Genomic DNA, 14,375 nt, shown 5'->3' with positions numbered 1-14,375 from the left:
CGCCGCCCTACGCCTCGCGGAACGTCACCCTGTCTCGGAGTTCTCGCGCTCGCGACAACAGCGCGTCGCGGGCGGGTGGCTCCAGATCCGCCGTCGCGTCGGTCAGCGTCAGGTGGCCCATCTTCCGGAGGGGGCGCGCGTCGTCCTTGCCGTACCAGTGGAGGTCAGCGTCCGGCGCGTCGAGGACCGTCTCGACGCCGTGGAGGGTCGCGGACCGGCTCTCGTCGGTGTCTCCGAGCACGTTCGCGGTCACCGCGGGCGCGACGAGGTCCGTCGGGCCGAGCGGCCAGCCGAGCACGGCGCGGACGTGGTTCTCGAACTGCGAGGTCCGCGTCCCCTCGATCGTCCAGTGGCCCGAGTTGTGCGGGCGCGGCGCGATCTCGTTGACGAGCACGTCTCCCTCGCGGGTCTCGAACAGCTCGATCCCGTAGACGCCGCGCCCGTCGAGGAAGTCGAGGACGTCCGCCGCGACCGCCTCGGCGCGGGCGATCACGTCGTCGTCCGCGCGGGCGGGGGCGACGCTCTCGCGGAGGATCTCCTCGCGGTGGACCGTCTCCGTCACGGGGTAGGTCCGGGTCGCGCCGTCGGCTCCCTTCAGTCCCATCACGGCGATCTCGCGCTCGAAGTCGACGAACCGCTCGGCCATCGCGTCGCCGCCGACCTCGGCGAGCGCGTCGGCGGCCTGCTCGGGCTCGCGGACCGGGAGGTTCCCGCGGCCGTCGTAGCCGCCGCGGCGGGCCTTGAGCATGACACCATCGAACTCCTCGACGACGCGCTCGAGCCCGTCAGCGGTCGCGACGGCGGCGAACTCCGGGACGGGGATCCCCGCGTCGGCGAGCGCCTCCGTCTGGACCAGCTTGTCCTGGATCGTCTCGAGGGTTCCCGGATCCGGCTGGACGGGCACGTCGTGTTCCGCGCCCGCCGCCGCCAGCACCTCGGGGTCGGCGAGCTCGATCTCGAAGGTGAGTGCGTCGACGCGCGCGGCGAGTTCGCGGATCCCGTCGGGATCGTCGAAGTCGGCGACGATCTGGTCGCGGGCGACCCCCGAGGCCGGGCACTCCGGCGTGGGGTCTAAGACGACCACGTCGACGCCGAGCGGCGAGGCCGCCTCCGCGAGCATCCGTCCGAGCTGTCCGCCGCCGACGACGCCCAGTGTCGGGCCGGGCAGGGTGATCGACATCTACGCCGGGATACCGCACGTCGGCGAATAAATATTCCTGAATCCACCGATCGATACCCATGTTCGTGGATATCAATTCCCGCCGTCGACTCGGGCCTCCTCACCCGCCAGCATCTCGAGGATCTGCATCACTCCCGAGTTGTCGTCGCGGCCCATGTCGTTCTGGACCATGGACTTGTACAGCTCGTGGGCGAGTTCGGTCTGGGGCATCGGAGAGCCGAACGCCTCGCCGGCGTCCGTCGCGATCCGGAGGTCCTTGTACTGGTACTCCGCGAAGAAGCCCGGATCGAAGTCGCCGCGGATCATCGACTCGGCCCGATTGTCGAGCGTCCAACAGCCCGCCGCGCCGCCGCTTATCGCGTCCACGACCGCCTCGAGGTCCGCTCCCGCGTTGTGTGCGAACACCAGCGCCTCGCTCACCGCGACCATCTGTGCGGAGACGACGATCTGGTTGCACGCCTTCGTCGTCTGTCCGGCCCCGCTCGGCCCGCAGTGTGTCACGGTCTCGCCCGTGACCTCGAGGGCCTCCCTCCACTCCGCGAGGACGTCCTCGTCGCCGCCGACCATGATCGAGAGGGTGCCCTCGATCGCGCCCGACTCGCCGCCCGAGATGGGCGCGTCGAGGACGTCGACGCCCTCCTCGGCGAGCCGCTCGGCGATCGCCTCCGCGACGGTCGGCGAGATGGTCGAGTGGTCGACGAGGGCCATCCCGTCGCTCACGCCGTCGATCACCGGATCGGGTTCGTCGCCCTCGCCGAGCACGACGTCCTCAACCGCCGGCGAGTCGGGAAGACAGAGGAAGACGACGTCGCTCCGCTCGGCGACGCCAGCGGGCGACCCGCCGTCCTCGCCGCCGTACGCCACGAGTTCCTCAACCGGCTCGTCCGAGCGGTTGTGCCCGACGACGTCGTACCCCGCGTCGAGGAGGTTCTTCGCCATCGGCAGGCCCATTATCCCGAGTCCGACGAATCCGGCGGTTGCTGTCGGCATACGTCCTGTGTCGCGGAACACGTCATAAAGCTGATCCCGGCGACAGTCGTTCGACTTGGCGGTCCTTCCGTCTCGGCGAGCGTTACACCTCGGGCGCTACACCTCGGGCGCTACACCGAGACGGTCGTGAGGTCGCTCTCCAGTCCCTCGACGAACTCGTTGTATGCCTCGACGAAGCCCGCGAACGGCTCGGCGTACTCGCGCACGTCGGCGGCGGAGGGAGCCTCGTACTGCGAGAGGAGGTAGAGCCCGCCGGAGCCGCCGACGCGGAGGTACGACACGGCTCCCTCCTCCCACTTGAGCTCCCAGCGGTCGCCGTCGACGCGGGCGGTGAACGTCCCGTAGTCGTCGCCCTCGTACCGGTACACCTCGCCGGCGATGACGCCGCAGGTCTCGCGGATCGAGTCGAGCACTCGGTCTCGCTCCGCGACGACCCCGTCGGTCGAGGCCGGCTCGGGGAACTCCGCGGACACGCCGTCGAGCACGCCCGACAGCGAGTCGACGTACGCGTTCCAGGCGGCGACCATGTTCGGGTAGTCCTCGAGGGCGGCCGAGAGCCCCGACGGCTCCGGGGGCTGTTTCGTCGAGACGACGTAGGTGTCCGATCCGCGCTTGGGGGAGAAAAGCAGGAACTCCAGCTCGCCGGCCTCGTGTTTGACGGTCCACTCGCCGCCCGCCGTCGACAGCTCCGTTCGACCGTAGTCGCCGCCCTGGAGCTTCGCGAGCCGGTAGGCGATCCCGCCGGCGTGGTCGCGGACTTCGGCGACCAGCTCGTCGCGCCGGCCGGCCACCGCCTCGACGTCGGAGACGTCGAGGTCGATGCCGAGCCCGGCGGTCTCGGAAGGGGAACTCACGTCCGGAACGGGGCGACGAACGAGGTTAACGGGTTCGGTCGCGGACCGCCGGGAGGGGCCGATCCCGTCTCGGACTACTCGGCTCGGTCGGGGATCGAGGTGCGGATCTCGCGTATCCGATCGGGCTCGTCGATCCCCGATCGCACCACGAGCGCGAACACCTCCCCGCCGCCGGGCACCGGCGCGTCCCCGCTCAGGATCGCGCCGGAGCCGGTCTCCTCGGCGAGCCAGCGCCGTCCCTCGGCGATCGCCTCCCGGTTGAGCCAGGCGGGCGGCCCGCCGACGACGAGCAGGGTCCGGTCGGCGCGCCCCTCGGGCATCTCCACCGTGTTCTTCCCGCGGGTCGCCTTCCGGATCACGGTCTCGACGGCCGACACCGCGGCGCTCGTGTCCACCTTCTCCGGTTCCGAGGAGCCGAACAGGCCGAGGCCGAACCGCGACTCCGTCTCCGGCGGCTCGACCTCCTGGGTGGCGTACCCCAGCGCCGCGGTCTCGCCGGCGTCGCCGACCGCGCGGGCGACGTCGCTCGCGTCGAGCACCTGCTGGGGCGTGATCGCGTCGTCGTCGCCCTCGCCGGCCCCGAAGAGCGCCGCGATCCGATCGGCGAGGACGCCGTTCAGCCGGTCGCTTGCGTCGTCGATCGTCTCGCCGCCGCCGAGCCACGCGTCCGTGTCGAAGGGGAAGACGGCGGCCGTCCGGTCGGAGAGCGCGCCGAGCGTCCGAGCCGCGTTCTTCTCCGCGAGGGGTCTCCGCGGGGTCGATCCCCCGTCTCCTCCGCGCCCGGACCCGCCTCCGCCCGCCGGACCTGCCTCCGCGCCCGGACCCGCCTCCCCGTCGGCGTCGCTCTCGGCGGGCGTCGGGAGGACGGCGATCGCGTACACCGGCGCGTCGTACAGCGTCTCGAGCTCCGCGGCGAGCGCCGGGGCGGCCCCGCCGCCGGCCGCGCCGCCGACGCCGAGGACGAGGACGAACGCCTCCGCGAGCGACGGGCACTGGTCGTCGAGCGCGCGGCCGAGCTCGCTCGCGTGGACCTCGCCGAGCTCCCGACCGGCGTGGAGGTCGCCGTCGAGCCCGTCGCCGCCGGCCGCGTCCCCGAACCGATACCGGCGCTCCTCCCCGATCGACTGAAGCGAGCCGAGCGCCTCCATGTCCGTGTCGAACGCGGAGATGCCGTGGAGGAAGGGGTCCCCGTCGTGGTCGGCCGCGAGCCGGTCGACGACCCGCCCGCCCGCCCCGCCGAGGCCGATGACGTGTACGCGCATACGTCTCCGGTCGGCGAACGGGGATTTATGACCTTCGGCCGCCCGCGGGGCGGTCGCGGTCGCCGGGGACGCCGGATCAGTCGTCGTCACTCCGGATCGGATCCGACGCGCCGGAGGCCGCCGACCCGGACGCGTCGTCGCCGGAGACCGTCCACTCGAACTCGTCGAGGCGGCGCTGGCCGTCCGGGAGCCGCTCCGTGGGATCCGGTTCCACGCCGAGCAGCCGCGGTAAGGCGGTGTCCGCGAACGTCAACACGAGCACCAACACGATCGGCGCGAGAAAGAGGCCGTGGAACCCGAACACGACTGGCCCGAAGATGTACGCGAGCATCAGCAGTCCGACGTGGGTCGTCTTCCCGCTGAAGTACGGCCGCAACACGATGTCGGGGATCGTGTCGACGACGACGACCGCCACGAGGAGGAACGCACCGACGTACACCAACAGCCCGGTGTCGCTTCCCATGATCGCCGGAACCGCGGTTGCCGCCGCCAACGGCAGGTAGACGATCTTCATGCCGATGACCGGGATCAGGCTCGCGACGCCGGTGAACGCGCCCGCGAGCGTCGGATACGGAACGGCGACGGCTTCGGGTGCCACCACGTTGTAGCCGGTGTACGTCGCGATCGCGATGATCGAGATGGCGATGACGTTGAGCAGGTTACCGTACAGCACGGCCTCGAGTTCCGCGTCTGCCGCCTCGAAGTACTCCCGGACGATCGCGTCGTCGTCGAAACGGAGGACCCACTCGTGGAACTTCGAGCCGTCCAGAAGCAGGTAGTAGGTGACCACGACGGTGATGAGCAGGTTGAGGAGTAGTCCGGAGACCGTGTTCGTCAACAGCGCGGCGTTGTCGACGAGGAAGTCGATCAGGGGATCGAACTGGCCCGACCGATACGCCTCGACGACGTTGCCGACGGAGAGGTTCGACAGTTCGCTCAGCCGCTGTACCCACTGGTTACCCGACCCGAGCGTCTCGGCGAGCGGGAACTCCTCGATGAACCGCCGCGTCTCGACGACCAGAAGCACCACCGCGGAACTCAAAAGCAGGATGAGCGGAACGGCGATCACCGAGAGTGCGGTCATCGCGCGGACGCGCGGGGGGAGGTGGAGCCGCTCGAGGTCGTGGTAGAAACGACGGGTGGAGTAGTACAGGAAGACGGCGACCGTGAGGGCGGCGACGAAGCGGTAGGCGATGAAGCCGGCGATGAGCGCGACCGTGAGGCCGAAGAGGGCGACGACGAAACGCTTCTCGTCCATGCGTGGACGTGTTCGACCCGGAACATAAACGATGTGGAAGGTTCGGGATTCGCTTCAGTTTCCCGCGGACTCGGCCGTGAGGCCGTCGTCAGTCCCGGTGTCCCCCGACTGCGAGGGTTCGCTTTCCGCGTCCGCGCCGCCGGCGTCCGACGCCAGTCGCTCCTCGACGACGCGGTCTTGCCGGTCCAACTGCTCGCGGTGGAGGGAGAGGATCATGTCGGCGAGGACGCCGAACACGAGCAGCTGCATCCCGAGGATGATCGCGCCGGTCGCGGCCACCGCGATTATCTCGTGGCCGACGTCGAAGACGAGCCACCGATACAGGACGAACGCGGCCATGATCGCCCCGGCGGTCGTCGAGATCGTGCCGACGCTCCCGAAGTAGAAGAGCGGGTTGTTGGTCTTCGCCTTCCGGTACAACTCGAGGAATATCACGCCGCCGTCGCGGATCGGGTGGAGGTTGGTCGAGGAGCCGTCGGGACGGGGGCGGTACGTGACGGGGACGACCGCCACCGAAACCCGCTGTTTCACGCACTCGACCGCCATCTCCGTCTCGACACCGAACCCGTCGGCGGAGAGGGTTAGCCGGAGGAACGACTCGCGGGTGAACGCCCGATACCCCGAGAGGATGTCCCCGTACTCCTCCCCGTGGACCGCGCGGAACGTCCCGTTGATGATGCGGTTCCCGATCCGGTTCAGCCGCGTCATCGCGCCCGGTCGCATGTCGGCGAAGCGGTCGCCGATGACGTGTTCGGCCTCGCCCTCGAGAAGCGGCGCCAGCATCGCCTCGGCGTCCGTCGCGTCGTAGGTGGCGTCGGCGTCGGCCATCAGGACGTAGCGCGCGTCGACGTGTTCGCGGACGGCCTCGCGGATCGCCTGTCCCTTCCCCTCGCCGGACTGGACGACGACGCGTGCGCCGGCCTCGCGGGCGAGATCGCGGGTGCCGTCCGTCGACCCACCGTCGATCACGAGGATCTCCCGGAGTCCCGCCTCGCGGAACGAGGAGACGACGGTCCCGACCGTCTCGGCCTCCTCGAAGGTGGGCAACAGGACGCAGACGTCGTCGAAGTCGCTCATCGTCCGGGCGATATCGGCCGAGTCGCTAAACTCTGTCCCTCCGGTCGCAAAACGGAGGCCGACCCATACGCTCATGTATCCCGTCGCCATACGTGGTAGCATGTCACAGGCACTCGAAGAACACACCGAGGAACTGCTCAGCGCGGCACGGACCGCGACGGGAGACGAGCTCCGGAGCCTCACCTACTTCACCGAGGAGGACGTCGAACAGCTCTATCTGCGGAGCGACCTGAGCCGGACCGCCGACCTCGTCGGGTTCGCCGAGAGCGAGCGACACGGATTCCACGCGCAGTCGTTGTACGCCAACACGCAGCTCGGCGACTACTTCTTCACCGTCCGAGTGTTCGAGAACGGTTACCTGACTCGCGTGATCGCCAACGGCCACGGCGTCTGGGTGACGACCGACTCGATGGAGATCGACCGTTTCGAGGAGCTGGCCAGCGCACTCGCGGAGATCCTCCGTTCGTTCGATTCTCCGTGATCCGACGACAGCCTCGCGTGATCTCGACGCGTGATCTCGACGCGTGATCTCGACGATCCGCCGTCGAGACGCCCGATCAGAACGGCGCGTCGGGGTCCGCTTCCGCGTCGTCCTCGGAAGCTGACGCTTCGAGCTCGCGGCCGTCCTCCTGCCACGCCTCGATCCCGCCGCGGAGGCTCTCCACGCGGGCGTCGGCGGTCCCCTCGTAGCTGCCGATCAGCCGTGCGGCCTGCTGGCTCGCGATCCCGTGCGGACAGACCGTCACGATCCGCTCTGCGCCCTCCAAGTCGGCGACGCGAGTCGTGAGCTCCGGGAACGGGATCGACTCGCTGTCGGGGACGTGCCCCCGGTCGAACGCCCGCTCGTCGCGGATGTCGACGATCCGCACGTCCTCGCCCTCGTCCAGTAGGGCTGCGAGCCCCGCCGGGTCGATCTCTCCGTCCATCACGGGAGGGGACAGAGGCTGGCCGTGAGCACGGCGCGTTCGTCGGTATCGTTTCGAGCCCCGTGGACGTCCCCGCGGGCGTTGTGGACGACCGCGGGCGCGGCGAGGCGCTCGGACTCGTCTCCCCTGATCACGGTCGGCTCCCCCTCGAGGACGTGGAAGACGTTCGTCGCATCCGCGTGCCCGTGCGGGTCGACCTCGCCGCCGGGTGCGAGGACGAACGCCTTCACGAGCACGTCGTCGGTGACGACGAGTTCGGCGCTCTCGACCTCGCCGTCGGCGGGGTCGAGAGCGCCGATCGCATCGGCGTATCGGTCGAGCGTCATACCCGTGCGGTCGGGCCGCGGGGGTTAAAACGCGTCGGCGAAGGCAGCGTCCGTCTCCGACTCCGTTTCGCCCGCTCTCACTCCCGTGCGCCCGGCGGCAGCGGGTCGGCGTGGTCCGCGACCGCCCTCGCGACGCGGTGCGGGTCCTCGTGGATCACCCAGTGGGTCGCGTCGTCGATCGTGAGGAGCCGCCCGTCGGCGCAGTGTTCGAGGCTCTCGCCGGCCAGCCGCTTCTCGAGGAACGGGTCGTCCGCGCCCCAGACCACGAGCGTCGGGACCCCCACGCGCGGCGTCTCCGGCGTGGGTCGCTCGCGGACGATGGCCCGGTACCAGTTCACCATCGCCTCGAACGCGCCGTCGCGGTCCCACGCCCGCCGATAGCGTCGAAAGTCGTCCTCGCCGAACGTCCCCGGTTCGCTCGTCTCGCGGAGGGTCCGCACGCCGATCCGCCAGTTTCCGGCCCGCGCGACCGCCTCTGGCAGCCGGGGCAGTTGGAAGGCGAGCACGTACCAGCTCTTGCGGCGCTGCCGCCAGGAGTTACGGAGCGCCCGCTCGAAGACGGTCGGGTGGGGGACGTTGACGGCGACGAGTTCCGAGAGCCGATCGGCGTGGTGGATCGCGAGCCACCAGCCGACGGCGGCACCCCAGTCGTGGCCGGCGACCGCCGCCGTCTCGCGCCCGTACGCGTCGATGAGTCCGACGACGTCGCGGGCGAGTTCCCCGATCCGGTAGTCGGCGACGGCGGGCGGCTTCTCCGAGAGGTTGTACCCGCGCTGGTCGGGCACGACGACGCGGTAGCCGGCGTTCGCGAGCGCGGCGATCGTCTCGTGCCAGCCGTACCAGAACTCCGGGAACCCGTGGAGGAGGACGAGCAGCTTCCCGTCCTCGGGGCCCGCCTCGACGACGTGGAGACGGACGCCGTTCGCCGAGACGAACCGCGAGGTCCCGGGAACGCCCTCGGGGATCTCGTCGGACGGGACCTCGGCCCCCTCTGCGGCCCCCGTCACGTCGTCCGCGGTACCGATCATATCGGGCGATCGGTCCCGGGTGACTAATAGCTACGTCCGACGGGTTCGCGTCTTCCGACTCGGGGCGCGGACGGACTCCGTCTACTCCGAAACCGGGACGAACCGCCCCTCCCCGTCGTTGAGGAGCATCCAGTACGTGATCAGCGCCGCGGCGTGTCCGTCACCGTCGTCGACCCGACGCGTCGTCGCCTTGTACGCCTCGCGGACCGCGGCGGTCAACGGGAGCGCGGTTCCCCGCTCGCCGGCGAAGTCGGTGGCGTAGCCGAGGTCCTTGTTCCAGATGGCCAGCGTCCCCAACCCCTCCATCGCCCGGCCGAACTCGCCGGTGAAGTACCCCTCGTACATCTCGAATTCGAGGAAATCGGTGAAGAGCGTCGGATCCACCCCGTTGTCGCGAACGAACTCGACGACCTCCGCGTCGACCGCGTGGTGGCCGGCGTAGCGCATCTGGAGCCCGAGTTTGAACACCGTCGCTTCGGGGACCGGTCCGACGCGGACGTGGTCGTCCGCGATGACGTCCAACACCTCCGCGGCTCGCTCGTAGCTCCCCTCGAAGCCGCCGGCCATGACGTGGTACCCCTCCCGCGGCGATCCGCCAGTGATGGGCGCCTCGAGGAAGTCGACGCCGGCCTCGGCGCACAGTTCCTCACAGGCGACCGACGTGGACGGGCGGGTCGTCGACACGTCGACGAGGAGATCCCCCGGGTCCAGTTCCGCGAGCAGCCCGTCCGCGCCCTCCATCGTCGCCTCGACCTCGGGCGATCCGGGCAGCGTCAGGATCACCACGTCCGATTCCCGAGCGACTTCGGCCGGGCTCGAAGCGGCACGAGCGCCGCGGTCGATCGCGTACGCCGTCTGGTCGTCCTCGACGTCGAACACGGTCACGCGGTATCCCGCGTCGAGGAGGCGGTCGACGAGCCGTTTCCCGATGTAGCCGACGCCGATCAGGCCGATCGCGGTCATTGTCGGATCGTCGAGGCGATTCGGTATAAGTCGTACCGGAGCGTCGCCGCCGGCCCGTCGGGTATCACGTGAACGACTCTTCTGCGGCCGAATGTGGGGGACGCGACCACGTCGATCCGGGCGAGAGGTAGTAAACGTCTTATACGTTGATTTCACACGGTACTTTGAGGAGTGTTATCACGTGAGTATCTCTGAAACGTACGTCCGATACCGCCGAACCCTCGGCGAGGACCCGCTCGCCATCGGGGTCGTTCTCGTGGCCCTGTGGATGGCGTGGGCGCTCGTGAGCGGGCTCTGGACCGGGGGGATCCGGGTCAGCAGCCTCGCCTCGCTCGTCTGGGACGGCCTGCTTCGAGGGCTGATCATCGGTCTGGCGGGCATCGGACTCTCGATGACGTACAGCATTCTCAACTTCGCGAACTTCGCACACGGCGACTACCTCACCAGCGGGGCGTTCGCCGGGATGGCCACCAGCTACCTCATCGCGGGGATCGGCGAGAACAGCGTCGGCGCGCTGTTGCTCGTCGGTGCCGGCGGATCGGTGTTCGGCGGTGCGATCGGGATCGGGATCACGACCTCTCCGATCGCGGTCGTCCTCGGCGCGCTCGTGGCGGGGGTCTCGACGATCGCGCTCGCGCTCCTGATCGACCGGTTCGTGTACAAGCCGATCCGCGACGAGAGCGGCATCGCCCTGTTGATCACGAGCATCGGGGTCGCGTTCGCGCTCCGCTACCTCATCCAGTTCGTCTTCGGGGCGGGCGTGCGCGGGACCACGGCGGCGGGCTCCGTCCCGCGGATCAACGTCCCGGCGTTCGACGGGACCTTCCGGATCACCGCTCACGACGCCTCGTTGATCGTCGTCGCGGGCGGCCTCATGCTCGGCGTCCACCTGCTCTTACAGCGCACCAAGCTCGGCAAGGCGATGCGCGCGATGTCCGACAACGAGGACCTCGCGCGGATCACCGGGATCCCGACCGAGCGGGTCATCCGCACTACGTGGATCGTCGGGGCCGGACTCACCGGCGTCGCAGGGTACATGTTCGTCCTCTGGAAGGGGACGCTCGGCTTCAACGACGGCTGGCTCCTGTTGCTCTTGGTGTTCGCCGCGGTCATCCTCGGCGGCATCGGATCGATCTACGGGGCGATCGGCGGCGGGATCGTCATCGGGCTGACCGCCTCGGTGTCCGTGGTCTGGATCCCCTCCGAGTTCGGACGGGCGGCCGCGTTCATGGTGATGATCGTGATCCTGTTGTTCAAGCCTGAAGGCATCTTCAGCGGGAGGACCACGGCATGAGCGCCGACGACCTTCGCGGACGGTTCGGGGGACTCCTCGACCGCGACGTGACGCTCGTGCTCGCGGTCCTCGGAGCGGTCTATCTGGCGTACGTGCTCGCCGGGGTCGCGTTCGGATACGGCCTCCGCGGGCAGTTGAACTCGATCGCGAACCTCACGTTCTACATCGGCGTGTTCGGCATGCTCGCGCTGGCGTTGAACCTCCACTGGGGGTACACCGGTCTGTTCAACATCGGCATCGTCGGCTTCATGGGGATCGGCGTCTACGTGACGGCGCTCGTCTCGAAGCCCCCGGTCGCACAGGGCGGCGCGGCACAGGTCGGCGGCCTCGGGCTGCCGCTCGGCGTCGGCATGGTCGCCGGCGTCGTGGTCGCGGGGCTGTTCGGGCTGCTGGTCGCGCTCCCCGCGCTCCGGCTGCGAGCCGACTACCTCGCCATCGTCACGGTGGCGTTCTCGGAGATCATTCGGTTCACGATGATGTCTCGGACGTTCCAGTCGTACACCGTCCCCGACACGATCGACCTCACGATCGCGGGCGTCCAGCTGTTCAGCTTCGATCCGACCGCTGACACGATCGGACTCGGCGGCGGCGGCGGCCTCATTCTGAACTATCCGGATCCGCTCGAGGCGCTCTTGCGGACCCTCTTCCTGTGGGAGCCGTACATGGGCTTCGTCGGATTCGTCCAGCGGACGCTGATCCCGAACAACCCGAAACCGGTGATCGACGGGCTCCTCTACGGGGTCCTGCTCCTCGTCGGCGTCGGGCTGTTCTACCTGCTGCTCTCGCGGACCGGCAAGTCGCCGTTCGGGCGCGTCCTGAAGGCGATCCGCGAGGACGAGGACGTCGCGAACGCCCTCGGGAAGGACACCGACCGCTTCAAGCTCACCGCGTTCGTCCTCGGGTCGGCCCTGATGGGCCTCGGCGGGATCCTGTGGTACTCGAGCCGGGGGAGCATCACGCCGCCGTCGTTCCGGCCGAACATCACGTTCTTCGTCTGGATCGCGCTGATCATCGGCGGTGCCGGCTCGAACACGGGAAGCTTCCTCGGCGGCGCGATCTTCGCCGGGGTGTTGTACGAGGGACCGCGGTACGTGAAGAACCTCGTCGAGACCGCCTTCGAACTCGGTGACGCGCCGCGGAACTTCGGCGAGGCGGTCGCGGCGTTCGGGTCGCTCGACCCGGTGCCGTTCATACTCTACACGCTCGACAGCGTGAGCCAACTGCGGCTCGTGATCATGGGCGTAGTGCTGATCTGGCTGATGCACAACCGCCCGGAAGGGCTGCTCGGTCACCGCAAGGAGACGGCCTCGAGCATCGACCTCTCGCGACCGAGCGGCGAGGACGCGAGCAAGGCTGCGACCGCGGCCGACGGAGGCGAGAACCGATGAGCGAGAGCGACGACACCACCCCCGACGGATCGACGTCGACGGAGGAACCGATCGAGAGCGACCCGGAATCGGAATCGGCCGAGAGCGATCCGGAGCCGACCGAAAGCAACGCGGAGCCGGCGACGGACGGCTCGGCGAGAGTCGGAGACGAACCGGACGGGGACGGCTCGACGGCGGGTTCCGGGGACGACCCGAACGAAGGCGGGTCGACCGACGTGGAGACGCCGGATCAACCGGTCCACGCCCCGGAGGACGCCGGCGTACCGACCGGTTCGACGCCCCTCGAGGTCGAGGGGCTCCGCCGGACGTTCGGCGGGATCGTCGCCGTCGACGACGTCAGCTTCGACGTCGAGGCGGGAACGCTGACCGGGCTCATCGGTCCCAACGGGGCTGGGAAGTCGACCACCTTCAACCTCATCACCGGGATGTTGGAGCCCGACGAGGGGACGGTTCGATTCAACGGCGAGGACATCACCGGGCTCGAGCCGCACGAGATCGCGAACCAGGGACTCGCCCGGACCTTCCAGATCGCCCGCGAACTCGAGGAGATGACCGTTCTCGAAAACATGATGCTCGCGCCGAAGGGTCAGGTCGGCGAGTCGCTGTGGCGGTCGGTCATGCCGATCACCCGCGGCGAGGTGCGCGAACAGGAGACAGACCAGCTCGAGCGCGTCTGGGAGGTGCTCGACTTCTTCGAGATCGACCACCTCGCCGAGGAGTACGCCGGCAACCTCTCGGGCGGCCAGCGGAAGCTGCTCGAGATGGCCCGCGCGCTGTTGACCGACCCTGACATGCTCCTTCTCGACGAGCCGTTCGCGGGCGTCAATCCCTCCCTGGAGAAGCGACTGCTCGAACACATCCACGAGCTGCGCGAACAGGGGTACACCTTCCTCATCGTGGAACACGACATGGACCTCATCATGAACAACTGCGAGCGGGTCATCGTCATGCACCAGGGCCGCGTCCTGAAGGACGGGACGCCGGCGGAGATCAAAGAGAGCGAGGACGTCATCGAGGCGTACCTCGGGGGTGAGGTGTGAGCCTCCTCGAAGTCCGCGGTCTGGACGCCGGCTACGGCGATCTCCAGATCCTCACGGACGTCGATCTCGACGTCGACGACGGCGAGTACGTCACGATCGTCGGTCCCAACGGGGCCGGCAAGTCGACCGTGATGAAGTCGGTCTTCGGGCTGACGACCCACATGGGCGGTACCGTGACGTTCGCCGGCGAGGACATCAGCGGGACGAAACCGGAGGACGTGATCCACAAGGGGCTCGGATACGTCCCGCAGAACGAGAACGTCTTCGCGGAGCTCTCGGTCGAGGAGAACCTCGAGATGGGCGCGTACATCTTGGACGAGGTGCCACAGGATGAGCTCCGGAAGGTGTACGACCGGTTCCCGATCCTCGAAGAGCGGAGGGATCAGCAGGCCGGAACGATGAGCGGCGGCCAGCGACAGATGCTCGCGATGGGGCGGGCGCTGATGCTCGACCCCGAGCTGCTGCTCCTCGACGAGCCCAGCGCAGGGCTCGCGCCCGACCTCGTCGACGAGATGTTCGACAAGATCGACGAGATCAACGGGACGGGAACCGCGATCCTGATGGTCGAACAGAACGCCAAGGAGGCGCTTCGACGCTGTGACCGCGGCTACGTGCTCTCGAACGGGCAGAACCGCTACGAGGACGAGGGAACCGCGCTGTTGAACGACGAGGAGGTCCGTCGCGAGTTCCTCGGAGGGTAGTCGGCGTCGACCGCGGACCGCCGTTTTTTCGAGACTTCTCACGGAGCCGTCGCTCGCGTCGGCCGGCTGGTCGAAAAAACGCGAGTTT

General features: G+C 68.9%; 15 protein-coding genes. 5 read left to right on the top strand and 10 right to left on the bottom strand.

Going from position 1 to position 14,375, the window contains the following annotated elements:
• Positions 1–7 precede the first annotated feature (7 nt).
• The 6 genes from purK to aglJ all read right to left on the bottom strand — a co-directional run bounded on the left by purK (position 8) and on the right by aglJ (position 6,621).
• The gene (gene purK, locus FN829_RS14785; RefSeq protein WP_142987712.1) at positions 8–1,180 is read right to left on the bottom strand and encodes a 5-(carboxyamino)imidazole ribonucleotide synthase; all 1,173 of its coding nucleotides are present in this window, start codon (positions 1,178–1,180) and stop codon (positions 8–10) included.
• A 72-nt stretch (positions 1,181–1,252) separates the two neighbouring features.
• Positions 1,253–2,170 (bottom strand): NAD(P)-dependent oxidoreductase, encoded by a 918-nt coding sequence (locus FN829_RS14780; protein ID WP_142987711.1) that lies wholly within the window; start codon positions 2,168–2,170, stop codon positions 1,253–1,255.
• A gap of 110 nt (positions 2,171–2,280) precedes the next feature.
• The gene (locus FN829_RS14775) at positions 2,281–3,024 is read right to left on the bottom strand and encodes a hypothetical protein (RefSeq protein WP_142987710.1); all 744 of its coding nucleotides are present in this window, start codon (positions 3,022–3,024) and stop codon (positions 2,281–2,283) included.
• A gap of 74 nt (positions 3,025–3,098) precedes the next feature.
• The gene (locus FN829_RS14770; RefSeq protein WP_142987709.1) at positions 3,099–4,286 is read right to left on the bottom strand and encodes a cell division protein FtsZ; all 1,188 of its coding nucleotides are present in this window, start codon (positions 4,284–4,286) and stop codon (positions 3,099–3,101) included.
• Positions 4,287–4,362: 76 nt separating this feature from the next.
• Entirely contained in the window at positions 4,363–5,544 is a 1,182-nt protein-coding gene (locus FN829_RS14765; RefSeq protein WP_142987708.1) for an AI-2E family transporter, read from the bottom strand.
• Between the two features lie 54 nt (positions 5,545–5,598).
• Entirely contained in the window at positions 5,599–6,621 is a 1,023-nt protein-coding gene (gene aglJ, locus FN829_RS14760; protein ID WP_142987707.1) for an S-layer glycoprotein N-glycosyltransferase AglJ, read from the bottom strand.
• Between the two features lie 100 nt (positions 6,622–6,721).
• On the opposite strand from aglJ, the gene FN829_RS14755 reads away from it, so the two are divergent.
• Complete coding sequence (locus FN829_RS14755) at positions 6,722–7,102, top strand: DUF7522 family protein (protein ID WP_142987706.1); 381 nt, start codon at positions 6,722–6,724, stop codon at positions 7,100–7,102.
• A 76-nt stretch (positions 7,103–7,178) separates the two neighbouring features.
• Here FN829_RS14755 and FN829_RS14750 read toward each other — a convergent pair whose 3' ends face one another.
• From FN829_RS14750 to FN829_RS14735, 4 genes are all read right to left on the bottom strand, one after another.
• On the bottom strand, positions 7,179–7,547 hold the full coding sequence (locus FN829_RS14750) for a rhodanese-like domain-containing protein (RefSeq protein WP_142987705.1): 369 nt from the start codon (positions 7,545–7,547) through the stop codon (positions 7,179–7,181).
• Entirely contained in the window at positions 7,547–7,873 is a 327-nt protein-coding gene (locus FN829_RS14745) for a cupin domain-containing protein (protein ID WP_142987704.1), read from the bottom strand. The genes FN829_RS14750 and FN829_RS14745 overlap by 1 nt, the downstream gene beginning before the upstream one ends.
• 77 nt (positions 7,874–7,950) lie before the next feature.
• On the bottom strand, positions 7,951–8,901 hold the full coding sequence (locus FN829_RS14740; protein WP_142987703.1) for an alpha/beta fold hydrolase: 951 nt from the start codon (positions 8,899–8,901) through the stop codon (positions 7,951–7,953).
• 81 nt (positions 8,902–8,982) lie between these two features.
• On the bottom strand, positions 8,983–9,864 hold the full coding sequence (locus FN829_RS14735; protein ID WP_142987702.1) for an NAD(P)-dependent oxidoreductase: 882 nt from the start codon (positions 9,862–9,864) through the stop codon (positions 8,983–8,985).
• 181 nt (positions 9,865–10,045) lie between these two features.
• On the opposite strand from FN829_RS14735, the gene FN829_RS14730 reads away from it, so the two are divergent.
• The 4 genes from FN829_RS14730 to FN829_RS14715 are packed head-to-tail and all read left to right on the top strand — an operon-like array spanning position 10,046 to position 14,287.
• Complete coding sequence (locus FN829_RS14730) at positions 10,046–11,158, top strand: branched-chain amino acid ABC transporter permease (protein ID WP_142987701.1); 1,113 nt, start codon at positions 10,046–10,048, stop codon at positions 11,156–11,158.
• A complete protein-coding gene (locus tag FN829_RS14725) occupies positions 11,155–12,546 on the top strand; it encodes a branched-chain amino acid ABC transporter permease (RefSeq protein WP_142987700.1) in 1,392 nt (463 codons plus the stop codon). Before FN829_RS14730 ends, FN829_RS14725 begins: the two co-directional genes overlap by 4 nt.
• Positions 12,543–13,586, top strand: coding sequence for an ATP-binding cassette domain-containing protein (locus tag FN829_RS14720; RefSeq protein WP_246066556.1), 1,044 nt, complete (start codon positions 12,543–12,545; stop codon positions 13,584–13,586). Before FN829_RS14725 ends, FN829_RS14720 begins: the two co-directional genes overlap by 4 nt.
• The gene (locus tag FN829_RS14715; protein ID WP_142987699.1) at positions 13,583–14,287 is read left to right on the top strand and encodes an ABC transporter ATP-binding protein; all 705 of its coding nucleotides are present in this window, start codon (positions 13,583–13,585) and stop codon (positions 14,285–14,287) included. The genes FN829_RS14720 and FN829_RS14715 overlap by 4 nt, the downstream gene beginning before the upstream one ends.
• Positions 14,288–14,375 lie beyond the last annotated feature (88 nt).

The organism is Halorubrum cibi, from assembly GCF_900182635.1.
Taxonomy (GTDB): Archaea; Halobacteriota; Halobacteria; order Halobacteriales; family Haloferacaceae; genus Halorubrum; species Halorubrum cibi.
Note: the sequence above shows the minus strand (reverse complement) of the source record. Positions and strands in the feature narration are given on the sequence as shown.